Annotated in this window: 22 protein-coding genes; 13 read left to right on the top strand and 9 right to left on the bottom strand. The window is 62.9% G+C overall.

Features of this window, described 5'->3' with window-relative positions; genetic code table 11:
• Positions 1-11 precede the first annotated feature (11 nt).
• Positions 12-731, bottom strand: coding sequence for an SDR family oxidoreductase (locus AC1DJO_RS04480; protein ID WP_477969416.1), 720 nt, complete (start codon positions 729-731; stop codon positions 12-14).
• Positions 732-879: 148 nt separating this feature from the next.
• Between AC1DJO_RS04480 and AC1DJO_RS04475 the strand changes: the two genes are divergently transcribed.
• Positions 880-1,455, top strand: coding sequence for a TetR/AcrR family transcriptional regulator (locus AC1DJO_RS04475; protein WP_477969414.1), 576 nt, complete (start codon positions 880-882; stop codon positions 1,453-1,455).
• A 45-nt stretch (positions 1,456-1,500) separates the two neighbouring features.
• Here AC1DJO_RS04475 and AC1DJO_RS04470 read toward each other — a convergent pair whose 3' ends face one another.
• From AC1DJO_RS04470 to ugpB, 7 genes are all read right to left on the bottom strand, one after another.
• A complete protein-coding gene (locus tag AC1DJO_RS04470) occupies positions 1,501-3,078 on the bottom strand; it encodes a DHA2 family efflux MFS transporter permease subunit (protein ID WP_477969412.1) in 1,578 nt (525 codons plus the stop codon).
• A 13-nt stretch (positions 3,079-3,091) separates the two neighbouring features.
• On the bottom strand, positions 3,092-4,180 hold the full coding sequence (locus AC1DJO_RS04465; RefSeq protein ID WP_477969410.1) for an HlyD family secretion protein: 1,089 nt from the start codon (positions 4,178-4,180) through the stop codon (positions 3,092-3,094).
• Positions 4,181-4,195: 15 nt separating this feature from the next.
• Positions 4,196-4,729 carry a winged helix-turn-helix transcriptional regulator gene (locus tag AC1DJO_RS04460; RefSeq protein ID WP_112388821.1) on the bottom strand — a complete coding sequence of 178 codons (534 nt, stop codon included), beginning with the start codon at positions 4,727-4,729 and terminating at the stop codon, positions 4,196-4,198.
• Positions 4,730-4,908: 179 nt separating this feature from the next.
• On the bottom strand, positions 4,909-5,955 hold the full coding sequence (locus AC1DJO_RS04455) for a sn-glycerol-3-phosphate import ATP-binding protein UgpC (RefSeq protein WP_477969407.1): 1,047 nt from the start codon (positions 5,953-5,955) through the stop codon (positions 4,909-4,911).
• Positions 5,955-6,803 (bottom strand): sn-glycerol-3-phosphate ABC transporter permease UgpE, encoded by an 849-nt coding sequence (ugpE, locus tag AC1DJO_RS04450; protein WP_477969405.1) that lies wholly within the window; start codon positions 6,801-6,803, stop codon positions 5,955-5,957. Before ugpE ends, AC1DJO_RS04455 begins: the two co-directional genes overlap by 1 nt.
• Before the next feature lie 9 nt (positions 6,804-6,812).
• Positions 6,813-7,694 (bottom strand): sn-glycerol-3-phosphate ABC transporter permease UgpA, encoded by an 882-nt coding sequence (gene ugpA, locus AC1DJO_RS04445; RefSeq protein WP_112388824.1) that lies wholly within the window; start codon positions 7,692-7,694, stop codon positions 6,813-6,815.
• Between the two features lie 64 nt (positions 7,695-7,758).
• Positions 7,759-9,069 carry a sn-glycerol-3-phosphate ABC transporter substrate-binding protein UgpB gene (ugpB, locus tag AC1DJO_RS04440; protein WP_477969403.1) on the bottom strand — a complete coding sequence of 437 codons (1,311 nt, stop codon included), beginning with the start codon at positions 9,067-9,069 and terminating at the stop codon, positions 7,759-7,761.
• A gap of 248 nt (positions 9,070-9,317) precedes the next feature.
• Between ugpB and AC1DJO_RS04435 the strand changes: the two genes are divergently transcribed.
• The 4 genes from AC1DJO_RS04435 to AC1DJO_RS04420 all read left to right on the top strand — a co-directional run bounded on the left by AC1DJO_RS04435 (position 9,318) and on the right by AC1DJO_RS04420 (position 13,046).
• Positions 9,318-10,568, top strand: coding sequence for an aconitase X (locus tag AC1DJO_RS04435; protein WP_477969401.1), 1,251 nt, complete (start codon positions 9,318-9,320; stop codon positions 10,566-10,568).
• Positions 10,565-10,993, top strand: a complete 429-nt coding sequence (locus AC1DJO_RS04430; protein WP_477969399.1) for an aconitase X swivel domain-containing protein — start codon at positions 10,565-10,567, stop codon at positions 10,991-10,993. Before AC1DJO_RS04435 ends, AC1DJO_RS04430 begins: the two co-directional genes overlap by 4 nt.
• 22 nt (positions 10,994-11,015) lie before the next feature.
• On the top strand, positions 11,016-12,047 hold the full coding sequence (locus AC1DJO_RS04425; protein ID WP_477969397.1) for a hydroxyacid dehydrogenase: 1,032 nt from the start codon (positions 11,016-11,018) through the stop codon (positions 12,045-12,047).
• Between the two features lie 93 nt (positions 12,048-12,140).
• Positions 12,141-13,046, top strand: a complete 906-nt coding sequence (locus tag AC1DJO_RS04420) for a DMT family transporter (RefSeq protein ID WP_477969395.1) — start codon at positions 12,141-12,143, stop codon at positions 13,044-13,046.
• On the opposite strand, the gene AC1DJO_RS04415 is transcribed toward AC1DJO_RS04420, so the two are convergent.
• Positions 13,043-14,407, bottom strand: a complete 1,365-nt coding sequence (locus tag AC1DJO_RS04415) for a Xaa-Pro aminopeptidase (protein ID WP_477969393.1) — start codon at positions 14,405-14,407, stop codon at positions 13,043-13,045. The two genes, AC1DJO_RS04420 and AC1DJO_RS04415, sit on opposite strands and share 4 nt — an antisense overlap.
• Before the next feature lie 261 nt (positions 14,408-14,668).
• Here AC1DJO_RS04415 and AC1DJO_RS04410 point away from each other — a divergent pair, with 261 nt between their 5' ends.
• From AC1DJO_RS04410 to AC1DJO_RS04375, 8 genes are all read left to right on the top strand, one after another.
• Positions 14,669-18,139 (top strand): indolepyruvate ferredoxin oxidoreductase family protein, encoded by a 3,471-nt coding sequence (locus AC1DJO_RS04410; protein WP_477969391.1) that lies wholly within the window; start codon positions 14,669-14,671, stop codon positions 18,137-18,139.
• 84 nt (positions 18,140-18,223) lie between these two features.
• Positions 18,224-19,387 carry an isovaleryl-CoA dehydrogenase gene (locus AC1DJO_RS04405; protein WP_477969389.1) on the top strand — a complete coding sequence of 388 codons (1,164 nt, stop codon included), beginning with the start codon at positions 18,224-18,226 and terminating at the stop codon, positions 19,385-19,387.
• A complete protein-coding gene (locus tag AC1DJO_RS04400; protein ID WP_477969387.1) occupies positions 19,384-20,991 on the top strand; it encodes a carboxyl transferase domain-containing protein in 1,608 nt (535 codons plus the stop codon). Before AC1DJO_RS04405 ends, AC1DJO_RS04400 begins: the two co-directional genes overlap by 4 nt.
• 7 nt (positions 20,992-20,998) lie before the next feature.
• Positions 20,999-22,978, top strand: a complete 1,980-nt coding sequence (locus tag AC1DJO_RS04395) for an acetyl/propionyl/methylcrotonyl-CoA carboxylase subunit alpha (protein ID WP_477969385.1) — start codon at positions 20,999-21,001, stop codon at positions 22,976-22,978.
• Positions 22,975-23,832: a hydroxymethylglutaryl-CoA lyase gene (locus AC1DJO_RS04390; RefSeq protein ID WP_477969383.1), complete on the top strand. Its 858-nt coding sequence runs from the start codon at positions 22,975-22,977 to the stop codon at positions 23,830-23,832. Before AC1DJO_RS04395 ends, AC1DJO_RS04390 begins: the two co-directional genes overlap by 4 nt.
• Positions 23,833-23,834: 2 nt before the next feature.
• The gene (locus AC1DJO_RS04385; RefSeq protein WP_477969583.1) at positions 23,835-24,614 is read left to right on the top strand and encodes a crotonase/enoyl-CoA hydratase family protein; all 780 of its coding nucleotides are present in this window, start codon (positions 23,835-23,837) and stop codon (positions 24,612-24,614) included.
• 78 nt (positions 24,615-24,692) lie between these two features.
• Entirely contained in the window at positions 24,693-25,064 is a 372-nt protein-coding gene (locus AC1DJO_RS04380; protein ID WP_112389052.1) for an antitoxin Xre-like helix-turn-helix domain-containing protein, read from the top strand.
• Positions 25,057-25,575, top strand: a complete 519-nt coding sequence (locus tag AC1DJO_RS04375) for an RES family NAD+ phosphorylase (protein WP_477969581.1) — start codon at positions 25,057-25,059, stop codon at positions 25,573-25,575. Before AC1DJO_RS04380 ends, AC1DJO_RS04375 begins: the two co-directional genes overlap by 8 nt.
• The last annotated feature ends 148 nt before the right edge of the window (positions 25,576-25,723 follow it).

Below are 25,723 nucleotides of genomic sequence, written 5' to 3'. Positions count from 1 at the left end.
GCAGGCGGCGATCAGCCGGCGGCGGCCATCGCAGCTTCCAGGTTGCGGCCGTCATTTGCCCACAGATGCTCGATCTGCAGGGCGGTCGGATCCGGGAAGATATAGGCATCGCCGTTTTCGATGCCGCGGACGATATTGACCGCGACATGCTCCGCCGTCGCCTTTTCGAGCGGGATATGCCGGGCGAGATCGGTATCGACGGGGCCGGGATAGATGCCGATGACATCGATGCCGGATGCTTTCAACGTGCCGCGCAAAGTCTGCGTCAGCGACTGAAGCGCGGCCTTCGAGGCCGAATATCCGCCGAGCGGCGGGGCGGAAACCAGGCCGACGATGCTGACGACATTGACGATCGTGCCGGAGCCGCGGGCGACGAAACCGGGCACGAAGGCGCGGATGACCCGCAGCGTTCCGTAATAATTGGTCTCCATGTCGCCGTTCAGTTCTTCATGCGTGCTACTGATGAAATCGTTGAACGCCAGGCTTCCGGCATTGTTGAGCAGCACATCGACATCGGGCGCGGCGGCAAGCGCCTGCTTGACCGAGGCATCGTCGGTCACGTCGAGCTGCAGAGGCACGACGCGGGCATCGGCGAAATCGGGAAGCGACGCGACGTTGCGGGCCGTGGCGTAGATCTTCTTGACGCCAGCGCCGAGCAATTCCTTGACGGTGGCTGCGCCGATGCCGCGGTTGGCGCCAGAAACCAGGACGGTTTTCTCTCTCAGTGACATTTGCTTTCCTTCCGGGCCATCGCTGCGGCCATAGGTTCGAAAATTTAGTAAACAGATCTGTTTACTTCGCGAATTGATAAACAGATCTGTTTACCGTGTCAACGCAGTTTGCTAAAGCTGTCGTCATACGCCCGTGAGGAAATGAGACATGCCCGACGCCGCGCCCATCCCGGCCAAAAAGCTCGAGATCCTGAAGCTGGCCTTCGACCGCTTTTACGATGGCGGGTTTCATGCCACCGGCATCGACACCGTCATGGCCGAGAGCGGCATCTCCAAGCGCACGCTTTACAAGTATTTCGCCTCGAAGGAGGACCTGATCGAAGCGGTGCTCGATTATTACGGCGAGGGCATCGCGGACGCTTATTTTGCCCCGGCAACGGCCACAGATGGCGATCCGCGCCAGCAGATCCTCGCCTGTTTCGACAGCCGGCGCATGCAGCTGGAGGCAGACCGCCGGGGCTGCCTGGGGATCAAGGCTTCCCAGGAATATGCCGGCAAGCATGAAGGCATTGCGGCGCGCGGCGAACGTCTCGGCCTCCATGTCGAGCAGCGCTTCATCAGCATGTGCGGGCGTCTCGGCGTGGCCGATCCCGAAGGCCTCGGAAAACAGATCGCCATTCTCTTCCAGGGCGCACTGCTGATGTCACAGGTGTGCCGCAATCCCGCACCCTTTGCTTCCGCCAAGGCGGCGGTCGAGACACTACTTCAAAGCGCAAAGCGTTGAGCTGATCGCTTGGGGCGCGTGCCACCGTCGCACTACGCTTCCCTCTCAGTGACCACCGCCGCCGGGTTGCGGGCTCTTCGGTGGCGTGACATTGCGTAATAGCGGCACCAGCGCCGTGGCGATGACGAAGGCGGCCATGATCACCCGGAAGGCATCGGCATAGGCCATGGTCGAGGCCTCGCGGTAGGCGAGCCTGAACAACTGCTTCAGGGCGGCCGTCTGCCCGTCGTTGATGCTTCCGGCGATCTCAGAATAGCGCCGAGCAACGCCGCCCGTCAGCCGCTCCATCGCACCATTCGCAGGCGTCAGGTTGGAGGCGATGGCGTTGAAATGCATGTTGGTGCGGTTGTTGAGGATTGCCGCGCTGACGGCAATGCCGACGGCACCGCCGAGATTGCGCATCATGTTGAACAGACCGCTCGCATATTTCAGCCGTTCGGGTGGCAGGCTGCCGAGCCCGAGCGTCACGGCGGGCGCGACGGCAAAGACCTGCGGAAAGCCGCGGAACACCTGTGGCCAGAAAAGCTGGTCGCCGCCCCAGTCGTGGGTGATGGCGCTGAAGCCCCACATCGAGATGCCGAAGGAGGCAAGCCCGAACATCATCAGCCAGCGGATATCGTAGCGCTTGGCGAGCATGATGTAGAAGGGGACGCCGAGCATCGATGCGGCCCCAGTGGAAAAGACGGCAAGTCCAGTCTCCCAGGCATTGAAGCCGCGGACATAGCCGAGAAACAGCGGCGTCAGGTAGATGGTCGAAAAGATGCCGATGCCTGTCACGAAGGAGAGCAGGCAGCCGATGGCGAAGTTGCGGTTTCCGAAGGCGCGCAGATCGACGACCGGTTTCGAATAGGTCAGGCTGCGAATAAAAAACAGTAGGCTGGAGATGCCCGCGATCGTAGCGGTGGTGCGGATCGTCTGGTCGTCGAACCAGTTGGCGCGCGTGCCTTCTTCCAGCGTATATTCCAGCGTTCCGAGTGCCACCGCCATCAGCAGGATGCCGGGATAGTCGGCTTCCTTGAGAAGCTTGATATCGGGCTCGTCGATCTTCACCAGAATGGCGACGAGCACGGCGATCAGGGCGCCGGGGACGACGTTGATGTAAAACAGCCAGTGCCAGTTCCACGTATCGGTAATCCAGCCACCGATAACCGGGCCGAGCGTCGGCGCGACCGAGGCGATGGTGCCGACGACCGCTGCCGCATAGACGCGCCGCGGTCCCTGGAAATAGTGGAAGGACGAGGTGAAGACGGTCGGGATCATCGAGGCGCCGAGCAAACCCTGCAGGGCGCGAAAGACGATCATGCTGTCGATGTTCCAGGCAAGGCCGCACAGCATGCTGGTCAGCGTAAAACCGGCGGCCGACGCGGTGAACAGCCAGCGCGTCGAGAACACCCGGGTCAGCCATCCCGACAGCGGGATGACGATGATTTCGGCGATCAGGTAGGCGGTCTGTACCCAGCTGATCTCATCCTGCGAGGCCGACAGGCCGCCGCCGATATCCTGCAGCGAGGAGGCGACGATCTGGATGTCGAGCAGCGCGATGAACATGCCGAAGCACATCACCACGAAGGGCAGCAGACTGCGAACCCAGCTTGGCTGGGCAGTCGTGACGGGGGCTGTCATGGTCTATTCCTGATCAGGGACGGGTGTCGACGGTCACCGTTGTCGAGAGGCCGGGCCGCAGCGCCTGATCCTTGACGGCGGTGTCATCGAGTGCCACGCGGACGGGCACGCGCTGGACTATCTTGGTGAAATTGCCGGTGGCGTTTTCAGGCGGAATGACGCTGAAGGTGGCGCCGGTAGCCGGTGCGATGCTGCTGATCTTGCCGGTCAGATCGTGGTCGGGATAGATATCGGCGACCACGGTCACCTTCTGTCCAGGCTTGATGACGGCGAGCTGATCTTCCTTGAAGTTCGCGTCGATCCACAGTCCCTTTTCAGGAATGACGCTCAGGAGATAGCTGCCATCGGAGACGAAGGCGCCGATCTGGGCTGCCCGGTTGCCGACATAGCCATCAACAGGCGAGCGGACCTCCGTGTAGCTGAGATTGAGCCGCGCTGTCTCGGCATCGAGCCTGGCGCCGTCGAGCGCCGATTGCGCCTGGGCGATCTGCGTGTCCAGAACCTGTATCTGCTGGCGCGCCGCCGTTAGTCCGGCGTCGGAGGCGGCGACTGCGGCCTTCGCTTGCGTGTCGGCCAGAACCGCCTTCTGGGCGTTCTGCTCGGTTCCCGTGCTCTGGGTCGCCAGATTGCGGTAGCGCACCGCGTCGATCTCGGTGAAATCGGATGCCGCCTTCTTGGCAGCAAGATCGGCTTCCGCCTGTTTCACCAGCGAGGCCTGAAGCGCCGACTGGGCGTGAAGATTGTCGAGGCTCGCCTGCTGTTCGCGCACTGCCGCCTCGGCGCGATCGACTGCCGTCTTGAATGTGCGGCTGTCGAGGCGCACCAGCAACTGACCTGCCGTCACCCGCTGATTGTCATCGACCAGAACAGCCTCGACATGGCCGGAAACCCGCGGCGAGAGCGCCGTGGTATTGCCGCCGATATAGGCGTCATCGGTGGTCTCGAGATAGCGGCCGGTCTGCGACCAGTAGTATCCGTACCATCCGGCGCCGCCCGCGATGGCAATGAGCGCCAGGATGCCGAGCGGGCGCTTGAGGCTTCTCTTCGGCTTCAGGGAAATGGCTCCCTGGGTCAGTTCGGATTCAGTCACGACCTTATTCATGGCCATGCTCCAGTCTTATTGTTCTTGGTTGGGGGCGGGGCGCTCGATCAGCGCCGTACCGGACGCTTCGGAGCGGAAGGGATAGCGCAATCGCAGCGTCTCGCTGGCGGCAGGCCCGGCGGCGACGTCGTATTGCGGCTTGGCGAGCGGGTTTCCGGTATTGCGGTCGACAAGCACCGGATCGGCCCAGGCGCCGCTTTGCTTGTCGACGATGACAAGGCTCGGCCCTTCAGGTGCGAAATGCCGGTTGCTCCAGGCGATCATCGACCAGATGACCGCGCGGAAGTCCTCGCCGCAGGCCGTCAGCACATATTCGAAGCGTTGCGGCCGCTCCTGATACGCTCGCCGTTCCAGCAACCCTGCCTTGACCAGATTGTCGAGGCGCCGGGTCAGCGTCGCGGTCGCAATGCCGAGGTTCTTCTGAAACTCGTCAAACCGCGTCACGCCGCGTAGCGCATCGCGCAGGATCAGAATGCTCCACCATTCGCCGACGCGGTCGAGACTGCGGGCGACAGGGCACTGCATGGATTTGAAGCTTTTATTCTGCATGACAGCACCTAGTAGCTTTCATCATGAAAGTTACAATACGCCGACCGATTGCGCTTTGCAAGCTGTTTGCTTGTTTGGCGAAATGCAGAGCTCTGGCGCGTCGGCATGACCGAAACGCGAAGGGCCAGCCGTGGTGTCGGCTGGCCCTTCGCGGATCGCACAAAAATCAGATGGAAGGATCAGCCGATCCGCTTCCCCGCAGCGTCGAAGAAATGCAGCGCTGATTGCGCCGCGCCGATCGTCACGCGGGCGTCGATGGCGATCTGTGACCGGCCTGGGACGCGGAAGACGATGTCTTGGGTGTTCGGCAGCGTGCCGTGGACATAGCTTTCGGCACCGACGAGTTCCACCGCGCCGACGCGGACGTCGGCCGTGAAGGCATCGGGCTTGCCGGGTTCGGCGAGATGCAGGTCCTCAGGGCGGATACCGAGCGTTGCGGTGCCCGGCGGCAAAGGCGTGGCGCCGTTGCCGAGCGCAAAGCCGCTGCCGCTGGTCTCCAGCAGGTTCATCGACGGCGAGCCGATGAATGTGGCGACGAAGGTCGTCGCCGGCTTCTCGTAGAGCTCGATCGGTGTCCCGACCTGTTCGATATGGCCGCCGTTCAGGACGACGAGCCGGTCGGCAAGCGTCATCGCCTCCATCTGGTCGTGGGTGACGTAGACGCTGGTCGTCGCCAATGCCCGCTGCAGCCGCTTGATCTCAACGCGCATCTGCACGCGCAGTTTCGCATCGAGATTGGAGAGCGGCTCGTCGAACAGGAAGGCTGCGGGTTCGCGGACGATCGCTCGGCCCATGGCGACGCGCTGGCGCTGGCCGCCCGAGAGCTGGCGCGGCTTGCGCTCCAGAAAGGGCTCGATCTCCAGCGACTTTGCCGCCTTGACGATCCGCCGCTCGATCTCATCCTTCGGCGTGTTGCGGTTCTTCAGGCCGTAGGCGAGGTTCTGGCGCACCGTCATATGCGGATAGAGCGCATAGTTCTGGAAGACCATGGCGATATCGCGCTCGGAGGGCTCGAGATCGTTGACGACGCGGTCGCCGATGCTGATCTCTCCGGAACTGATGCCTTCCAGGCCGGCGATCATTCTGAGCAGCGTGGACTTGCCGCAACCGGAGGGGCCGACGAGCACCAGGAGTTCGCCGTCGGCGATCTCGAGCGAGACGCCCTTGATGACTTCGACGCCGCCGCCATAGGTCTTGCGGACATCGTTGAGGGTGATCCTGGCCATTACTTCTCCGTCTCCACAAGACCTTTGACAAACCAGCGCTGCATCAGCACCACGACGAGGATGGGCGGAATGATCGCAAGGATCGCCGTCACCATCACGAAATTCCAGGGCGTCGCCGCGTCGGTGAAATCCACCATCTTCCTGAGCCCGATGATGATGGTGTTCATCTGCGCGTCGTTGGTAACGAGCAGCGGCCAGAGATACTGCGTCCAGCCGTAGATGAACAGGATGACAAAGAGCGCCGCGATATTGGTGCGCGACAGCGGTAGCAGGATATCGCGCATGAAGCGGAACGGTCCGGCATTGTCGATGCGCGCCGCCTCCAGCAATTCGCCGGGGATCGTCAGGAAGAACTGGCGGAACAGGAAGGTCGCGGTTGCCGAGGCCATCAGCGGCAGGGTCAGCCCCGCATAGGTATCGATCAGGCCGAGATCGACGATCACCTTGTAGGTCGGCAGGATGCGCACCTCGACCGGCAGCATCAGCGTCACGAAGATCATCCAGAAGAACACCATGCGCAGCGGGAAACGGAAGAACACCACCGCGAAGGCCGACAGGAAGGAGATCAGGATCTTGCCGACGGCAATCAGGATCGCCACCACGAAGGTGTTGAAGAGCAGCCGTTCGAGACTGACGCCGACGGCGCGCTCGACGCCGCCGAACAGCGCCTCGGTGTAATTTTCGGTGAAGTGGCTGCCCGGCAGCAGCGAGATCGGCGGTTTGATGATCTCGGCCGACGTCATCGTCGAGGCGATGAACGTGTAATAGATCGGGAAGGCAACGATGATGATGCCGATGATCAGCATCAGATGGCCGATAAGGCTGGCGAGGGGGCGTTTTTCGATCATTTCAGACCCTCACGCATAATGCACCCGCTTCTCTACGAAGCGGAACTGGAAGGCTGTCAGCGCGATGACGATGATCATCAGGATCACCGATTGTGCCGCGGACGAGCCGAGATTGAGGTTCACGAAGCCGTCGTTATAGACCTTGTAGACCAGCGTTTCCGTCGCCTTGGCCGGGCCGCCGCCAGTCACCGAATGGATGATGCCGAAGGTGTCGAAGAAGGCATAGACGGTGTTGACGACGAGCAGGAAAAAGGTGGTCGGCGCCAGCAGCGGGAAGACGATGGTCCAGAAGCGGCGGCTGCCGCGCGCGCCGTCGATGGCGGCCGCCTCGATCAGCGATTTCGGGATCGCCTGCAGCCCGGCGACGAAGAACAGGAAATTGTAGCTGATCTGCTTCCAGGCGGCTGCAACGATAACCAGCGTCATCGCCTGGTTGCCGTTCAGAAGCGGATCCCACATGAAGCCGTTGCGCCGCAGGATATAGGCGAAGGTGCCCATGGCGGGATTGAACATGAAGAGCCAGAGCATGCCGGCGACGGCGGGCGCCACGGCATAGGGCCAGATCAGAAGCGTCCGGTAGAAGGTCTGCCCGCGCACCACCTTGTCGGCCGCCGTCGCCAAAGCCAGCGCCACGACCATCGAGAGCAGCGCCGTCAGCACGCTGAAGACAACGGTGACATAGAGCGAGTTCAGATAATTCGGATCGGCGAAGACGTCGCGAAAATTTGCGAGGCCGACAAAGCCGCTCTTCAGGCCGAATGGATCTTCGCGCTGCATCGATTGATAGAGCGCCTGGCTTGCTGGCCAGAAGAAGAAAACCACCGTGAGGATGATCTGCGGAGCGACCAGGAAATAGGGAAGGATCTTGTTCGGAAAGACGACGCGCTGCACGGCGATCTCCTTGACATGAAGGGGCCACCCGCAGCCTTGAGGGCTGCGGGCGGAAACGCCGGTATTACTGGCCGATTGCCTGCTGGATCGCGGCATTGCCGCGTTCGACGGCCTTGTCGAGCGCTGCCTTGGCATCCTGCTTGCCGGCCAGCATCGCTTCGAACTCTTCGTTCATGATGTCGCGCACCTGCGGCAGGTTGACGAGACGCACGCCCTTGGAGTTTTCGGTCGGCGCCTTGCCCATCATCTGCAGGATCGGCGTTTCGCGGCCCGGGTTCTTTTCGTAGAAGCCGGACTTCTTGGTGTCTTCATAAGCGGCCATGGTCACCGGCATGTAGCCGGATACCTGGTGCAGGCGGGCCTGGATCTTGGTCTGCGACAGGAAGTGGAAGAACTGGGCGATGCCCTTGTATTCCTCGTCGCTCTTGCCGGCGAAGACCCAGAGGCTGGCGCCGCCGGGAATGGTGTTCTGCGGGCGTCCTTCGCCTTCATAGTAAGGCAGCTGGCCGATACCGTAGTTCATGCCCGTCTTGATGATGTCGCCGAGACCGCCGGAGGATTCCGTCATGATGCCGCATTCACCGGAGGTGAAGAGCTGCTTGGCTTCCGAGGTGCGGCCGCCATAGCGGAAGGTGCCGTCCTTGGCGAGATCGGCGATCGCCTGGAAATGCTGGACGAAGAGCGGTGAGTTGAATGCGAGCTTCACATCAGTGCCGGCAAGGCCGTTCTCGTTCGAGCCGTAGGAGACGTTGTTCCAGGCCGCGAGGTTCTCGGTCTGGATCCAGGTGAGCCAGGTCGAGGTCAGGCCGCAGGCCGATGCGCCGCTCGACTTGATCTTCTTGGCGGCTTCGAACACTTCGGGCCAGGTCTTCGGTGGGCTTTCCGGGTCGAGGCCGGCCTTCTTGAACGTGTCCTTGTTGTAATAGAGGATCGGCGAGGACGAGTTGTAGGGGAAGGACAGCATCGTGCCGTCGGGCTTCGAATAATAGGCGGCGATGCCGGGCAGGTATTCCGACTTGTCGAACTTGAAGCCGCCCTTTTCGAGAACTTGGGCTGCCGGCATGATCGCGCCCTCGGCGCCCATCATCACACCGCTGCCGGCGTCGAAGACCTGCAGGATCGCGGGCGGCTGCTTGGCGCGGAAGGCGGCAATGCCGGCATTCAGCGCTTCCGGGTAGGTGCCCTTGAAGATCGGAACGATCTTGTAGTCTTTCTGGCTTTCGTTGAATTCCTTGGAGAGCTGATTGACCACTTCGTTGTTGGCGCCCGCCATGGCGTGCCACCACTGCAGTTCGGTCACTGCAAAGGCACTCGAAGCGAACGAGAGCGACAAGGTGATGGTTGCCGCGGATGCGGCCATGAAACGAATGGACATGGTTCCTCCCTATGTGTCCTGCCGTGCCGTCTTGAACGGATTACGGCCTGCCGGCGCAGATCCTCCTCGATCTCACCGGCCGGTTTCGTTACGAAACTTTCCGCATACAAAACGAAAAGAAACGAACTGGCAAATGAAATTGTGAAGGTTTTGTGACATAGTGTTTGTGACAGTTTTGTCGAGTGCGCCTTTGGTCGAATTCGCAAGCCATCTTCTCTCCCGCAAGACGAGCTGATAGCGTCGACGCCATGCATTCCTCTCTTCAGCTTTCCCCTGATGACAAAGCCCTGCTCGACGGCCGCCATGGTGAGGCGGCGGCTTTTGCCATGCGGCTTCTGGTGCGTTTCGCCGAGGCTGTCGGCGCCACAAAACTGGTGGATATCGAAGCGGCGCATATCGACGGCTGTCTCTATCTCGGCGAGGTCAGCCTCGATTTCGTCGAGCGCATGGTGTCCTGGGGCGGCCGTGTCCGCGTGCCGACGACGCTGAATGTCGGTTCGGTCGATCTCATCCATCCCGAACTTTTCCGCGGCGACGAGGCGCTTGGCCGCAACGGTGCGCGGCTGATGAGGGCGCATGAGGAGCTTGGCTGCGTCCCGACCTTCACCTGCGCGCCCTACCAGACGATCTTCCGCCCGCGCTTCGGGGCGCAGATCGCCTGGGCGGAATCGAATGCCATCGTCTTTGCCAATTCAGTGCTCGGCGCGCGCACCAATCGCTACGGCGATTTCATCGATCTCTGCTGCGCGTTGACTGGCCGGGCGCCCTATTATGGGCTGCACGTCACCGAAAACCGGCGCGCGACCGTGCTCGTCGACATCGAGGAGTTTGCCGAGGGTGAGCGGGATGCCGGGTCGATCTGTGTCGCTGCCGGTCACGCCATCGGCCGCCGTTGCGGTGACCACATCCCCGTCATCCGCGGCCTGCCGAAGGAAAGCTCCGAGGACGATCTGAAGGCACTCGGTGCCGTTGCCGCCTCGGCGGGCGCCGTCGCGCTGTTTCACGCCGTCGGTCTGACGCCGGAGGCGCCGACGCTGGAGGCGGCATGTGGCGGGGTCGAACCGCGGGAGACGATCCGGCTCAGCCGCAACGATATCCGCGACACCATCCGCAATCTCTCGACCGTGGCGGAAGGGACGCCGCTTGCAGCCGTCAGCATGGGAACGCCGCATTTTTCCATCGGCGAGTTCGAGCGGCTGATGCCGCTGCTCGCAGGCGGGAAAGCGGCGATCGATATCTACATCAACACCAATCGCGAGGTTCTGGCGGAGCTTGAAAATCGCGGGTGGCGCGTGGCGCTGGAAGCTGCGGGCGTGACGCTCGTCATCGATACCTGCACCTATGTCACGGCGATCATCCGCGACATGTCGGGTGCGGTGATGACCAACTCGGGCAAGTGGGCCTATTACGCACCCGGCAATATCGGCGTCGACGTTGCCTTTGGTTCGCTCGCCGAATGCATGGCCTCGGCGCGTTCGGGCAAGGTGGTGCGGCTGTGACGGCATTTTCCGCGACGACACTGATGGAAGGCAAGGCTGCGGCGGCAGCCTTCGTGCTCGCCGAGCCGCTCAGCTTCTGGGGCGGCGTCGATTCGGCGACCGGCAGGATCATTGACCAGTGGCATCCGCAAAGCGGCCAGTCGATCACCGGCGCGATCCTTGTCATGGAGGCAGGCAGGGGATCGAGCTCGGGAAGCTCGGTGCTGGCCGAAGCCATCCGGCTGAAGACAGCCCCTGCGGGGATCATCCTGTTGAAGCGCGATGCGATCGTCGTCACCGGCGCAATGGTTGCCGAGGCACTCTATGGGATCGGCTGTCCGGTGGCGCTGGCAAGGCCGCAGGACTGGCCGCTGATTTCGGCGGCCGCCTATCTGTCGATCGATGCCGGTGAGCGTGGCGCTGAGATAAGGATTGTGCAGCCTTAAGCGGCTGCGGGAGGAGGAGATGATGACGAAGACCGAAAAGCCCCTGGCGATTAGCGCGCCCGAACCGCGCACGCTCGACCTGATCTTCAGCGATGAAGCGCGCCGGGTGCTTCACGACACATACGAGATCGTCGAGGCCGATCCCGAAAATATCGCCGGTCTCGGCGACGAGGTGCTCGGCAAGGCGCGCTATGTCATCGGACAGCCACCGCTGTCGGAGGAAACGCTGGCGCGGATGACGTCGCTGCGCTGTGTGCTCAATGTCGAGAGCAATCTCATCAACAACATGCCCTATGACGTGCTCTTCCAGCGCGGCATCCATGTGGTCACGACGGGACAGGTCTTTGCCGAGCCGGTGGCCGAAATCGGTCTCGGCTTCGCCCTGTCGCTTGCCCGCGGCATCGTCGATGCCGATGTCGCCTTTCGCGACGGCAACGAGCTCTGGGGCGGCGAGGGCAATGCCAGCGCCCGGCTGATTGCGGGATCGGAGATCGGCATCGTCGGCTTCGGCGATCTCGGCAAGGCGCTGCGCCGAGTGCTGTCGGGCTTCCGCGCCAAGGTGCGCGTTTTCGATCCCTGGCAGCCGAAGTCGATCCTCGAGGAAAACAATGTCGAGGCCGCAAGCCTGGAGGATGTGCTGACGAAGAGCGATTTCGTCTTCGTCGTTGCCGCCGTCACCAGCGAGAACAAGGGCTTTCTCGGAGCCGAGGCCTTCGCCAGCATGCGCAAGGGAGCGGCCTTCATCCTGCTCAGCCGCGCCGATGTCGTCGATTTCGATGCGCTGATGGCCGCTGTTGCCTCAGGCCATATCGTGGCGGCAAGCGATGTCTATCCGGAAGAGCCGCTGCCATCCGATCATCCGGTGCGCAAGCTCAAGGGCTTTATCCGCTCGGCGCATCGCGCCGGAGCGCTCGACAGCGCCTTCAAGAAGATGGGCGACATGGTGCTTGAGGACATGGACCTGATGGATCGCGGCTTGCCGCCGATGCGCTGCAAGCGGGCCGAACGGGAAACGGTTTCACGCATGCGGTCGAAGGGCGTGAAGATCAACTGATCAAATCTTCGCGGAGGGCTATTCCTCGCATTGTCAACGGTGCCCGGTCTTGCTAGGCCGTGGCATCCCAACGCATTCCCATCGCAGGCTTCCATGTTCTCCAGATCGACCGATGAGGCGCCTTCCCCGCTGGTGGGAATTGCCCTTGCCTGCATCGGCTATTCGCTGTTTGCCATCCAGGACGCCGTCGTCAAGTGGCTGGTCGCCGACTATGCCGTGCCGCAGATCCTGTTCATCCGCAGCGTGATGATCGTCGGCTTCTCGGCCTTCTTCATCCACCGCAACCGTCATCCGTCGATCCTGAAAAGCCAGCACAGAAGTTCGGTTCTGCTGCGCGCAGTGCTGATGCTCGGCGCCTGGCTTGCCTATTATTCCGCGGCCCGCCATCTCGGGCTCGCCGAAATCACAACGATGTATTTTTCGGCACCCGTCATCACCGTCGTGCTGTCGATCTTCATCCTCAGGGAAAATGTCGGGCCGATCCGCTGGCTGGCCTGCATCGGCGGCTTTATCGGCGTCGTTCTGGCGGCTAACCCCGCCGAAGCGCCGAGCCTCATTCCGGCCGGCATGGTGTTTTTCGCCGGCTTCTGCTGGGCCTGGAGTACCATCCTCGTGCGTCTCGTCAGCCGTACGGAAAGTACCGTCAACCAGATGCTGGCAACAGGCGTTCTGTTCGTCATCGTCTGCGGCGCCGCACTGCCCTTCGTCTGGAAAACCCCGGATGCTTTCGGCTGGGCCCTGATGATCGGCCTTGGCTGCATAAGCGCGGCCGGACAGTACATCCTCTACGAAGGCTTCCGCTATGCGCCGGCCTCGACACTGGCGCCGATCGAATATAGCGGACTGATCTGGGCTTTCCTCTATGGTTACCTGATCTGGGCCGAGATCCCGACGCTGAATGTCGTTGCCGGAGCCCTGCTGATCGTCGGCTCCAGCCTGGTGTTGATTTGGTGGGAGCGGCGCCTCGTGATCATCTCGCGGCGCCGCCTGACGGCTTAATCGCGAACCAGCACATGCCCTGACTTCAGCCAGAATGGCGGGAGATAGAGCGGCGTCGAGGACAGCGGCAGGATGCTGTCCTTGACCGCGACACCCAGCTTGTCTGCCATGAAGCTGCGGCGCGCAGCGATGCGCGCATGCATGGCCGGATAGCGATGCCTTATCTCCTCCCTCAGTGCCTCGTCGGCAAATGCTACGGCATCCTCGCTGTTGAGCGCCCAGCCCGCGGGCATCGGCACCGGGATCACATCGACCTGAAACGGCATGCCGGAGCGGAGCCGATCCGTCGATCCAGGCTGTACCGGCGAATGGAGCCATTCCTCGTGGCTGCCGAGATGGCCGGGGTTGAGCGCAGAGTTGAGCCCCGCCGACTTCAGCTTGCCGGTCACCGCCTCGAAGAGCGCGCCGCCGGTGACGCCGATATCCGATGTTTCATACCAGGTGATCAGCGCCTCGAAATAGGCTTTCGACGGCTTCAGAAAATCGTGGTCATGATCAACAAGCAATCCGGCGCGCGATGACAGCGCACCCCAGTAGCCAAGCGCTGTCGTGACGCCATCGCCGCGCTTCAGCTTTCGCGCCGTCGGGCTGCGCAGGCCGATGATGTGTTCGCCTTTACTCACCGAGGCAAACATGGTGTGGACGTTGAGCGGATCGCCTTCATAACCGAGCCGTCCCAGCGCCTCGAATTCCGTATCGCCTTCACGCACGCCCGAGACAACGCGCCAGAGTGCCGTCGAGCAGCGTGCGGCGGCCCATTCGAAGGCAGCGAGCTGATCGACATCGACGACCGAACGCAGCCCCTTTTCCGGATGCATCAGCACTTCGGTTCGATCGACGAGCTTGCCGCCGCTGCCGATGGTGCGGCTCAGGATCTTCACGATGAAGTCAGGCACGAAGAAGCTTTGTGCGTAGTCTTCATCTTCCTCGGCAGAAAGATATTTCCAGCCAACCAGCCCGATGCTGTCTCCGGTGTTGATACCGGCATCATTGAGCCGGTCGGCGAGGCGCGGGTCTTGCGAGCGGTCCTGGCCCATTAGGCTGAATGTCTGGGCGCGGAGCGCCTCGATACCGGGCAGCCGGGCAAGCGCGGTATAGCTCTCGGATTCATTGCCGGTGATGATCACTCGCTTGCCGCCTTTGCCGAGCAGCAGCAGCGCCTCCTCGAAACGCGGCTCGAATCCGGAGAGGAACATGATGTTTCCGAAATGCTCCCGGTCGGCATAGACGACGAGCCAGTCCGTCCCGGCATTCTTCAGCGCTGCGTCGGCGCGCGCTGCATAGGTGGCGGCGGGAATCTGCGGCTGTTCGCCGAGCGGACCGAAATCCGGCAGGGCGACGGGTGCGAGCGAAATGGTCATGTTTTCCTCCGATGCGCCCGCTCCAAACCGGGCTCGACGGATATGGCGAGATGGCGGCCGCAAGGTCAATCGGCAAAGGCCACCCATTGCAAAAATGTCGTGATGGCACATTCTAATTTTCGAATGATGCGCAACCGCGCCATTCTTGGCCCGGAAATTCCGCAACCGCAGTGCTACTATCGCGTTACATGCCAAAGGGAGCGGAAGAGGAGCCCTCCCCAGGCGTCATGGTTCACCACTGCGATCTCGGGAGGAGAGCAGATGCTGGCGACGAGTGTATCGCTCGACGATAAATATACGGCCGAAGAAGGCCGGGTCTTCATGTCCGGACTGCAGGCGCTGGTTCGCCTGCCGATGACCCAGATGCGGCGCGACCACGCCGCCGGGTTGAACACCGCGGCCTTCATATCAGGCTATCGCGGGTCGCCGCTCGGCGGCTACGACCAGCAGCTGATGAAGGCGCAGCGCTATCTCGACCAGCACCAGGTCACCTTCCAGCCCGGGATCAACGAGGATCTTGCCGCCACCGCCGTATGGGGCAGTCAGCAGGCAGGTCTTTCGCCGGGAGCCAACAAGGACGGCGTTCTCGGTATCTGGTACGGCAAGGGTCCGGGCGTCGACCGCTCCGGCGACGTGCTGAAACATGCAAACGCAGCGGGCACTTCCAAGCATGGCGGTGTGCTCTGTTTTGCCGGTGACGACCATGCGGCGAAGTCATCTACCGTGCCGCACCAGACCGATCATGATTTCATGTCGGCGGTCATTCCGGTTCTCTACCCGTCCTCGATCCACGAATTCATCGAATACGGTCTGCTCGGCATCGCAATGTCGCGCTATTCCGGATGCTGGGTCGGCATGAAATTCATCGCCGATACGGTCGAGACGACCGCGGCTGTCGATCTCTCGGGCGAGAAGCGGCAATTCGTGATCCCGACCGATTTCGAGCTGCCGCCGGGCGGGCTCAACATCCGCTGGCCGGACCCGCCGCTGATCCAGGACGACCGTCTGCAGACCTACAAGGCCTATGCGGCGATCGCCTTTGCCCGTGCCAACCGGGTCGATGAAATCACCCATGATGCGCCGCATGCCCGCTTCGGCATCATCTCCTCTGGCAAGGCCTATGAGGATGTGCTGCAGGCGCTGCGGGAACTGGAGCTCGGCCGTGCCGAGATGGAAGCGATCGGCATCCGCATCCTGAAGATCCGCATGCCCTGGCCGCTGGAGCCTGAGGCCGTCCGGCATTTTTCCGAGGGTCTCGACGAGGTGCTCGTCATCGAGGAGCGCCGCGAGATCATCGAGAACCAGATCAAGCAGCAGCTCTTCAACTGGCGTTCCGACGTGCGCCCGCGCATCGTCGGCAAGTTCGACGAGCATGACAAACCCTATCTCAGCCTCTCGGCGGCGCTGACGGTCGGTGCCGTTGCGCGTGCCATTGCCGGACGCATCCTGAAACTCGACATGGACCCGTCGCTGCACCAGCGGATTTCCGACAAGCTTGCCTATCTCTCCGAGCGCGGCCAGATCAGCCGCAGCCATGTGCCGCCGCTGCAGCGCACGCCGTTCTTCTGTTCCGGCTGTCCGCACAATACCTCGACGCGCGTGCCCGAAGGCAGCCGCGCCACGGCCGGTATCGGCTGCCATTACATGGTCACCTGGATGGACCGGAATACCGAGACCTTCACACAGATGGGTGGCGAGGGCGTGCCGTGGACGGCGATCTCGCGCTACACCGACGAGAAGCACATGTTCGTCAATCTCGGCGACGGCACCTATTTCCACTCCGGTATTCTGGCGGTGCGCCAGTCGGTCGCCGCCAAGGTCAACGTTACCTACAAGCTGCTCTATAACGATGCCGTCGCCATGACCGGCGGCCAGCAGATCGACGGCTATATGACGCCGCAGCTGATGACCAAGCAGCTTTACAATGAAGGCGTCTCGCCGATCTATCTGCTCTCGGACAATCCGGATGCCTATGTGGCGCCTGAGCTTGCGCCCGGCGTCACCGTCCTGCACCGCGATCATCTCGATCCCGTCATGCTGAAGCTGCGCGAAACGCCGGGTTGCTCGGCGATCGTCTATGTACAGACCTGTGCTGCCGAAAAGCGCCGTCGCCGTAGCCGCGGCCTGATGGAGGATCCGGCCAAGCGCGTCTTCATCAACGAAGCGGTCTGCGAAGGCTGCGGCGATTGCTCGGTGCAATCCAACTGCATCTCGGTCGAGCCGCTGGAAACCGAGTTCGGCCGCAAGCGCCAGATCAACCAGTCGACCTGCAACAAGGACTTCTCCTGCGTGAAGGGTTTCTGTCCGTCCTTCATCACTGTGAAGGGCGGCGAGCGCAAGAAGCGCAAGGCGGTCGAGCCCGTCGATGCCGACATCCCGATGCCCGTCATCCCGGAGATCGGTGACCGCCCCTGGAATATCGCCATCGCCGGCGTCGGCGGCACCGGCATCCTGACGATCGGCGCCGTGCTCGGCATGGCCGCCCATCTCGACGGCAAGGTGCCGATGATCCTCGATATGGCCGGTCTCGCCCAGAAGGGCGGCGCGGTGATGAGCTATCTGCGCATCGGCCGCGAGCAGAAGGATGTGACCTCGCCACGCATCGTCAATGGCGGCGCCGATCTGCTGCTGGCAGCCGACGATGTCGTCGGCGCCTCCAAGGATGCGATCACGCTCTGCAAGACGGAGCGCACGACAGCCATCGTCAATACCGGCTTGATGCCGGTTGCCGATTTCGTTCGCAACCGCGATTTCGATTTCAAAACCGGCTCGGTGATGCACACGATCGCCAGGACTGTCAGCGACCGCTCGGTCTTCCTCGACTTCAGCCATGCGGCGACAGCGCTGACCGGCAATGGCATCAACACCAATATCCTGCTCACCGGTTTTGCCTGGCAATCGGGTCTTGTGCCGCTGTCGCTTGAATCGATCGAAAAGGCGATCGAACTCAATGGCGTGGCGGTCAAGGCAAGCCGGGCGTCTTTCAACTGGGGGCGCCTTCTCGCTCACGATCCGGACGCCGTGCGCGCCGCTATGGGCGAGAAGGAGGAGCGCAAGACGCTGGCTGATATGTCCTTTGCCGAGGTCGTCGCCCATCGCAAGGCGCATCTCGCCGCCTATCAGGACGAGCGCCTTGCCACCCGCTTCGCCGCCCTCGTCGAACGCGCCAGGGCCGCGGCCGCAAAGGCTGGCCTTTCGGACAAGATACCGTTTGCTACCGCCGTCACTTATGCGCGGGTGCTCGCCTACAAGGATGAGTATGAGGTGGCGCGTCTGCTCACCGATCCAGCCTTCGAGGCGAAGATGCGCGAGGAAATGGAGGGCGATTTCCGCCTCGTCTTCAATCTCGCGCCGCCGGTTCTTTCGGGCAAGGACCCGAACGGCCGCCCGAAGAAGCGCGAGTTCGGCGCCTGGATCCTGCCGCTGCTGCGCGGTCTCGCACGTTTCAAGCGCCTGCGCGGCACGGCACTCGACCCCTTCGGCTATCTGCATGAGCGCAAGATGGAGCGGCGGTTGATCTCCGATTACGAGGCGATCGCCGCCCGCGTCTTCGCCAAACTCAACGGCAGCAACGAAGCGGAAGCGCTTGCCATTCTGACGCTGTTCGATGAGATTCGCGGCTACGGGCTGGTCAAGGAGGTGGCCGCCCGTACGGTCATGGAGCAAATCGACAAGCGTCTGAAGGCTTACGAAATTTCGGGTGAGCCGGCGCGCATGCCGGACGCTGCATGATCAACGGCTGAGAGCAATTCCAGCAAAAGTGCGAAGCGGTTTTGCGTCCGGAATTGTGGACTGGGTCTAAGGGAGAGAGGCCGGATGTATTCAGGTGGCTTGAGTTTTGCGCTCGGCGAGGAAATCGAAGCGCTGCGCGACGCCGTCAGGCGCTTCGCCAGCGAACGGATCGCCCCGCTCGCCGACGAGACCGACCGCAACAATGCCTTTCCGATGCCGCTCTGGCGCGAGCTCGGCGACATGGGCCTTCTCGGCATCACTGCCGCTGAAGAGTATGGCGGCGCCGGTCTCGGCTATCTCGCCCATTGCGTGGCCATGGAGGAGATCAGCCGCGCCTCGGCCTCGGTGGCGCTGAGCTACGGCGCCCATTCCAATCTCTGCGTCAACCAGATCAACCGCAACGGCAATGCCGGACAGAAAAGCCGCTATCTGCCGAAGCTGATCTCGGGAGAGCATGTCGGCGCGCTTGCCATGTCCGAGCCGTCGGCCGGTTCCGACGTCGTCTCGATGAAGCTCAGGGCCGAGAAGCGCGGTGACCGCTACGTGCTGAACGGCAGCAAGATGTGGATCACCAACGGCCCGGATGCCGATGTGCTCGTCGTCTATGCCAAGACCGATCAGGAAGCCGGCCCGCGCGGCATCACCGCCTTCCTGATCGAGAAGGGTTTCAAAGGCTTTTCGACCGGCCAGAAACTCGACAAGCTCGGCATGCGCGGCTCCAACACGTCGGAGCTGATCTTTTCCGATTGCGAAGTGCCCGAGGAAAACGTGCTCGGCACGGTTGGCGGCGGCGTGAAGGTGCTGATGTCGGGTCTGGACTACGAGCGCGTCGTGCTCTCAGCCGGCCCGCTCGGCATCATGGCTGCCTGCATGGATATCGTCGTTCCCTACCTGCACGAGCGCAAACAGTTCGGCCAGGCGATCGGTGAGTTCCAGCTGATGCAGGGCAAGCTCGCCGACATGTATGTGACGATGAACACCGCGCGAGCCTATGTCTATGCCGTCGCCACCGCCTGCGATCGCGGCGAAACCACCCGCAAGGACGCCGCCGGCTGCATCCTCTACGCTGCCGAAAAGGCAACCGCCATGGCACTCGAAGCCATCCAGGCGCTCGGCGGCAACGGCTATACCAACGACTACGCCGCCGGCCGCCTGCTCAGGGACGCCAAGCTCTACGAGATCGGTGCCGGCACCTCCGAAATCCGCCGCATGCTGATCGGCCGCGAACTGTTTGCGGAGACGGCATGACCGTACTCAAATCCGAAATTTCCACCAATTCCGAAGCCTTCAAGGCGAATCGCACGGCGATGCAGGAAGCCAGCAAGCTCGTCGACGACGCCGTGCGTGTTGCCGCCAATGGCGGTGGACAGGTGGCGCGGGAGCGGCATGTCGGGCGCGGCAAGATGCTGCCGCGCGATCGCGTCATGGGGTTGATCGATCCCGCGACGCCGTTTCTCGAGGTCGCGGCCACGGCGGCGCACGGCATGTATGACGGCGATGCGCCGTCGGCGGGGCTGATCACCGGCATCGGCCGGGTGATGGGCCGCGAATGCATGATCGTCTGCAACGATGCGACGGTCAAAGGCGGCACCTATTATCCGATGACGGTCAAGAAGCACCTGCGGGCGCAGGAGATTGCCGCCGAGAACAATCTGCCCTGCATCTATCTCGTCGACTCGGGCGGCGCCAACCTGCCGAACCAGGACGAGGTCTTTCCGGACCGGGACCATTTCGGCCGCATCTTCTTCAATCAGGCGAACATGTCGGCGGCCGGCATTCCGCAGATCGCCGTCGTCATGGGCTCATGCACCGCAGGCGGCGCCTACGTGCCCGCGATGTCGGACGAGACGATCATTGTCGAAGGGCAGGGGACGATCTTCCTCGCCGGTCCGCCGCTGGTGAAGGCTGCGACCGGCGAGATCGTCACGGCCGAGGATCTCGGTGGCGGCGATGTCCATACGCGGCTGTCGGGCGTTGCCGATCATCTGGCGCGCGACGATGTCCATGCGCTGGCGCTGGCCCGCCGCAGCGTTGCGGCGCTCAACCGTCCCAAGCGGACGGCGATCGAGCTGCAGACCCCGGAGCCGCCGCTCTACGATCCCTCGGAGATCGCCGGGATCGTGCCGGCCGACCTGCGCACGCCCTACGATGTCAGAGAGGTTATTGCCCGCATCGTCGATGGCTCGCGTTTCGACGAGTTCAAGGCGCGCTATGGTGCGACTCTGGTCTGCGGCTTCGCGCATATCCACGGCATCCCCGTCGGCATCATCGCCAATAACGGCGTGCTGTTTTCGGAATCGGCGCTGAAGGGCGCACATTTCGTCGAGCTCTGCTCGCAGCGGAAGATCCCGCTGGTCTTCCTGCAGAATATTACCGGCTTCATGGTCGGCCGGAAATATGAGACGGAAGGCATCGCCAAGCACGGCGCCAAGCTGGTGACGGCGGTGGCGACCACAAATGTGCCGAAAATCACCATGCTGATCGGTGGCTCCTTCGGCGCCGGAAATTACGGCATGGCCGGCCGCGCCTTCTCGCCGCGCTTCCTCTGGACGTGGCCGAACAGCCGCATCTCCGTCATGGGCGGCGAGCAGGCGGCGGGCGTGCTGGCGACCGTGCGCGGCGAGGCGCTGACGCGCGCTGGCAAGCCATGGAGCGCAGAAGAGGAAACGGCCTTCAAGCAGCCGGTGCTCGACCGTTTTGAAAGCCAGAGCCACCCGCTCTATGCCTCGGCGCGGCTTTGGGATGATGGGGTGATCGACCCGATGAAGAGTCGCGATGTGCTCGGCCTGTCGCTATCGGCTGCGCTGAATGCCCCGATCGAAGACACGCGCTTCGGCCTGTTCAGGATGTGAGGCTGCCATGTTCGACAAGATACTGATCGCAAACCGGGGTGAGATCGCCTGCCGCATCATCCGCACCGCGAGGCGCATGGGCATTCGCACGGTCGCGGTCTATTCCGACGCCGATACCGGCGCGCTTCACGCGGAAATGGCCGACGAGGCCTATCGCATCGGCGGCGCAGCAGCGCATGAGAGCTATCTGTCGATCGAGCGCGTCATTGCGGCTGCAACCCGCTCCGGGGCTCAGGCCATCCATCCGGGATATGGGTTTCTCTCGGAGAATGCGGAATTCGCGGAGGCTGTCGAGGCTGCCGGAATGGTGTTCATCGGCCCGCAGCCTTCCGCCATCCGTGCCATGGGCCTCAAGGATGCGGCCAAACGGCTGATGGAACAGTCCGGCGTTCCTGTTGTGCCCGGTTATCACGGTGACAATCAGGATCCCGATTTCCTGGCGGCAAGGGCGGCCGAAATCGGCTTTCCAGTGCTGATCAAGGCGCGGGCGGGCGGTGGCGGCAAGGGCATGCGCCGCGTCGATCAGGCACAGGATTTTTCCGCCTCGCTGGAAGCGGCGCGGCGCGAGGCGGCGGCTGCATTCGGCGACGATGCCGTGCTGATCGAGAAATATCTCCTGCGGCCGCGCCATATCGAAATGCAGGTCTTCGGCGACCGCCATGGCAATGTTGTGCATCTCTTCGAGCGCGACTGCTCGCTGCAGCGCCGCCACCAGAAGGTCATCGAGGAAGCGCCAGCCCCCGGGATGACGGCGGAGATGCGCCGGGCGATGGGCGAGGCAGCGGTCCGCGCCGCCAGGGCGATCGATTACCGCGGCGCCGGAACGGTTGAGTTCATCGCCGACGTTTCCGACGGTCTCTGGCCGGATCGCTTCTTCTTCATGGAGATGAACACCCGTCTGCAGGTGGAGCATCCGGTGACCGAGGCGATCTCGGGCGTCGATCTCGTCGAATGGCAGCTGAAGGTGGCTGCGGGTGAGCCGCTGCCGAAGAAGCAGGCCGAGCTTGGCATCAACGGCTGGGCCTTCGAGGCGCGCATCTATGCGGAGGACGCGGCGAAAGGCTTCCTCCCCGCGACCGGCAAGATCGAGCGCCTTCAATTCCCCGAAAGCGGAGCCAGGATCGACGCAGGCATCAGGGCCGGAGACCGGATTTCGGCGCATTACGATCCGCTGATCGCAAAGCTGATCGTTCATGGAGACAATCGCCAGGCTGCGCTGTCCGGTCTGCGGCGCGCGCTTCAGGCATCGCGGATCGAGGGAACCGTCAGCAATCTGGCGTTTCTCGCCAATCTGACGCGCCAGGAGGATTTTGTCGGCGGTCATCCCGATACCGGCCTGATCGAAAGGAACCTCGACAGCCTGACGGAGGTTCCGGCGCCAAGCGGTGCTGCAATCGCTCTTGCGGCGGTCCTTTCGCTCGACATGCCGCGTGGCGGCAGCGATCCGTGGGAGACGCTTGGTCACTGGCAGCTGTGGAGCGAGATGCAGCGCATCATCACCCTGCAGCATGCGGGCGAAACGCTGAGCCTCCGGGTTATCGCCCGCGGCTTCGACATGTTCGCGGCCCATAACGGCCAGCGTGTCGTCCCGGTCAGGATCGTCAGCCGCGACAATGGGCGCATTCATGCCGAAGCCGATGGACGCCAGGTTCTCGTCGAAGCCCGGCACCATGGACGGCAGCTTTCGCTCCGGCTTGATGGCGCGACCCACGTTTTCGAACTGCCCGATCCGCTCGAGGCAGCAGCCTCCGAGATCGCCGGCGGCGACCGGCTGGTGGCGCCGATGCCCGGGTTCATCAAGCTGGTCCGTATTGGCGAAGGCGCGTCCGTTGCCAAGGGACAGCCGCTGATCGTCATGGAGGCGATGAAGATGGAGCTGACGCTGACCGCCGCCCGCGATGGTGTGGTTGAAAGTGTCGCGGTCAGCGAGGGACATCAGGTTTCCGAGGGTGCGGTGCTGGTCAGCCTCAAGGCGCTCGGGGAATGAGGCCGCGCCGCGTCTCGATCGTCGAAATGTCGCCGCGCGACGGTCTGCAGAACGAGGCGCGCTTCGTCGCGACCAGCGATAAACTCGCGCTCGTCGATTTGCTCTCAGGCTGCGGTTTCGAGCGTATCGAGGTGACGAGTTTCGTCAGCCCGAAATGGGTGCCGCAGCTTGCCGATGCTTCCGATGTGATGGCACGCATCACCCGCCACCCCGGCATCCGCTACGCGGCGCTGACACCGAATATGAAGGGCTTCGAAGCGGCTCTGGTAGCAAAAGCCGATGAGATCGCGATCTTCGCATCCGCCTCAGAGAGCTTTTCGCAGCGGAATATCAACTGTTCGATCGCCGAAAGCATCGAGCGTTTCAGGCCGGTCGCGGAAGCGAGCCGGGAGCATGGCATTCCCATGCGCGGCTATGTCAGCTGCGTCGTCGAATGCCCGTACGAGGGCATTGTCGAGCCTGTGGCGGCGGCCGAGGTGGCGCGCCAGCTCCGCGACCTCGGCTGCTTCGAGATCAGCCTCGGCGACACGATCGGCCGGGGGCGGCCTGAGGCGGTCGACCGCATGCTGGCGGAGGTGCTGGAGGAGGTCCCGGCGGATCGTCTGGCTGGGCATTTCCACGATACGGCGGGCCGCGCGCTGGACAATATCGATGTGGCGCTGGAACGGGGGATCGCGGTGTTCGATGCATCGGCCGGCGGTCTCGGCGGCTGCCCTTATGCGCCGGGCGCCAAGGGCAACGTCGATACGCTTGATGTCGCCCGCCATCTCCAAGCGAAGCGCATAGAGACGGGACTGCTTCTGGATCGGCTTGCGGAGGCTGCGAGCCTTGCCAGAAGCCTGAGGAGTGAATGACGATGCCTGAAACGCTGAAAGTCGCCATCGAGAATGGCATCGCGCGCCTGACGCTGGCGCGGGGCGAAAAGCACAATGCGCTGTCGTCCGCCATGATGGACGAATTGATCGCGGCTTCGAGGAAGATCGGAGCCGATCCGGCGGTGCGCGTCGTCGTGCTTGCTGCGGAGGGCAAGAGCTTTTGCGCCGGTGGCGATCTTGGCTGGATGCAGCAACAGTTTGCCGCTTCGCGGGCTCAGCGCATGCACGAAGCCCGCCGCCTGGCAACGATGTATCGCACACTGAGCGATCTGCCGAAGCCGGTGATCGCCCGGGTTCATGGCAACAGCTTCGGCGGCGGGGTGGGGCTGCTGGCTGTCTGCGATCTTGCCGTCGCTGCCGGTACTGCGCGTTTCGGCCTGCCCGAAGTGCGGCTCGGCATCATTCCGGCGACCATCAGCCCGTTCGTCGTCGCGCGCATCGGCGCGGCTGCGGCACGCCCGCTGTTTCTCTCCGGCAAGCCGATCGATGCCGGGGAGGCGCGAGCTATCGGTCTCGTCGATCGCATCGTTGCGGTCGAGGAGTTAGACCGCACCATCGAGGTGGAGGTCAGCCATTTCCTGCAGGCCTCGCCCGAAGCGGCAGCACGCGCCAAGGCGCTGGCAAAGTCGCTGGCACCGCCGATTACTGATGCTTTGCTCGAAAGCGTGATCGGGCAGCTTGCCGATGCCTGGGAGACGGCTGAAGCACATGAAGGCATTGCGGCTTTCTTCGAAAAGCGCAATCCGCCTTGGCGGGCATGACATGCTTTGCGCTTGAATTGATCGAAAGCTGAGCCTATTTTGATAAGCAGTTGATCAATTTTCGCCAAGGTGATGATAATGGCAGCTCTGAGCTTCGATGTTGCAGCCGCCCGTTACGGTGACGGACAGTCGGCATTTCTCTCCGCGCGCCGCGTTGCCGATCAGCTTGGCGTTACGCTTGCCGAACTTGCCCGGCTGATCGGTGTTGCCCGCAACACGCTGACGGCGAAATCGAGTGCCCGGAAGGTCGATGGCGCGCTCAGCAATGTCGTGCGCATCCTCTCCATGGCAAGCGAGATGGCGGGTGACGACAATCGCGCCGTGATCTGGTTCAAGCACCAGCCGATCCCGGGCTGGGCCGGCAAGACCGCCTTCGATCTCGTTGGTGAAGGCAAGCCGGACAAGGTGCTTGCCTATCTGGAAGCTGTCCGGTCTGGCGTCTATGCCTGAAGGCCCTGAGGCCGGCACGCTTGAGCTCTGGCGGGCCTTCGTGCCGCGTTGGGCCTTTGCGCCACTCTCGGGTGAAGGGGCAGCGCGCTTCGGCGGCCGCTGGAACCCGGTGGGTGCGGCAACCATCCATGCAGCTTGCGAACTTTCAACGGCCTGGGCCGAGTATAATCAGGGCTTCGTCCAGCATCCGGCCATCATCGCCAAGCTTGAACTGACGGGTGCGCGTCTTGCTGACACGACGAGTGCCGCGTTTCTCGAAGCATATGCGGAAACGATCGCAATCCACCGCTGCGAGTGGCGGCTGGAACTCGATGCCGGGCGCGTTGCCGCGACGCACCAGTTGCGGGAACGGCTGATCGCGGCAGGCTTCGATGGCGTGCTCTATCCCTCCTTCATGTCGCCGGGCGGCCGCTGCGTGGCGCTCTGGCGTTGGAATACACCCGGCGCGCCGAAGCTTAGCGCCGTCGATCCCGAAGGGCGCCTGCCGAAAACCGCCGCGTCCTGGCTCTAGCGCTTCCGGCGTTCCACGCAGGCATTTCGCCGCCTAAGGAACTGACCCATTTGGGCCAGATTGCGAAGCGCGGCGCAATCTGGCAGTTTGGGCTGAAAATGGCTGGTATTTCGCATGGCCAGAACGGCAAGCTTGCGGTATCAGGCCG

The organism is Rhizobium sp. 05N430 (assembly GCF_056396985.1).
Note: the sequence above shows the minus strand (reverse complement) of the source record. Positions and strands in the feature narration are given on the sequence as shown.

What these genes read in the sequence shown, in the direction of transcription:
- AC1DJO_RS04480 (WP_477969416.1), bottom strand. Translation starts at nt 731, where the DNA reads ATGTCACTGAGAGAGAAAACCGTCCTGGTTTCTGGCGCCAACCGCGGC.
- AC1DJO_RS04475 (WP_477969414.1), top strand. Translation starts at nt 880, where the DNA reads ATGCCCGACGCCGCGCCCATCCCGGCCAAAAAGCTCGAGATCCTGAAG.
- AC1DJO_RS04470 (WP_477969412.1), bottom strand. Translation starts at nt 3,078, where the DNA reads ATGACAGCCCCCGTCACGACTGCCCAGCCAAGCTGGGTTCGCAGTCTG.
- AC1DJO_RS04465 (WP_477969410.1), bottom strand. Translation starts at nt 4,180, where the DNA reads ATGAATAAGGTCGTGACTGAATCCGAACTGACCCAGGGAGCCATTTCC.
- AC1DJO_RS04460 (WP_112388821.1), bottom strand. Translation starts at nt 4,729, where the DNA reads ATGCAGAATAAAAGCTTCAAATCCATGCAGTGCCCTGTCGCCCGCAGT.
- AC1DJO_RS04455 (WP_477969407.1), bottom strand. Translation starts at nt 5,955, where the DNA reads ATGGCCAGGATCACCCTCAACGATGTCCGCAAGACCTATGGCGGCGGC.
- ugpE (WP_477969405.1), bottom strand. Translation starts at nt 6,803, where the DNA reads ATGATCGAAAAACGCCCCCTCGCCAGCCTTATCGGCCATCTGATGCTG.
- ugpB (WP_477969403.1), bottom strand. Translation starts at nt 9,069, where the DNA reads ATGTCCATTCGTTTCATGGCCGCATCCGCGGCAACCATCACCTTGTCG.
- AC1DJO_RS04435 (WP_477969401.1), top strand. Translation starts at nt 9,318, where the DNA reads ATGCATTCCTCTCTTCAGCTTTCCCCTGATGACAAAGCCCTGCTCGAC.
- AC1DJO_RS04425 (WP_477969397.1), top strand. Translation starts at nt 11,016, where the DNA reads ATGACGAAGACCGAAAAGCCCCTGGCGATTAGCGCGCCCGAACCGCGC.
- AC1DJO_RS04420 (WP_477969395.1), top strand. Translation starts at nt 12,141, where the DNA reads ATGTTCTCCAGATCGACCGATGAGGCGCCTTCCCCGCTGGTGGGAATT.
- AC1DJO_RS04415 (WP_477969393.1), bottom strand. Translation starts at nt 14,407, where the DNA reads ATGACCATTTCGCTCGCACCCGTCGCCCTGCCGGATTTCGGTCCGCTC.
- AC1DJO_RS04410 (WP_477969391.1), top strand. Translation starts at nt 14,669, where the DNA reads ATGCTGGCGACGAGTGTATCGCTCGACGATAAATATACGGCCGAAGAA.
- AC1DJO_RS04405 (WP_477969389.1), top strand. Translation starts at nt 18,224, where the DNA reads ATGTATTCAGGTGGCTTGAGTTTTGCGCTCGGCGAGGAAATCGAAGCG.
- AC1DJO_RS04400 (WP_477969387.1), top strand. Translation starts at nt 19,384, where the DNA reads ATGACCGTACTCAAATCCGAAATTTCCACCAATTCCGAAGCCTTCAAG.
- AC1DJO_RS04395 (WP_477969385.1), top strand. Translation starts at nt 20,999, where the DNA reads ATGTTCGACAAGATACTGATCGCAAACCGGGGTGAGATCGCCTGCCGC.
- AC1DJO_RS04390 (WP_477969383.1), top strand. Translation starts at nt 22,975, where the DNA reads ATGAGGCCGCGCCGCGTCTCGATCGTCGAAATGTCGCCGCGCGACGGT.
- AC1DJO_RS04385 (WP_477969583.1), top strand. Translation starts at nt 23,835, where the DNA reads ATGCCTGAAACGCTGAAAGTCGCCATCGAGAATGGCATCGCGCGCCTG.
- AC1DJO_RS04380 (WP_112389052.1), top strand. Translation starts at nt 24,693, where the DNA reads ATGGCAGCTCTGAGCTTCGATGTTGCAGCCGCCCGTTACGGTGACGGA.
- AC1DJO_RS04375 (WP_477969581.1), top strand. Translation starts at nt 25,057, where the DNA reads ATGCCTGAAGGCCCTGAGGCCGGCACGCTTGAGCTCTGGCGGGCCTTC.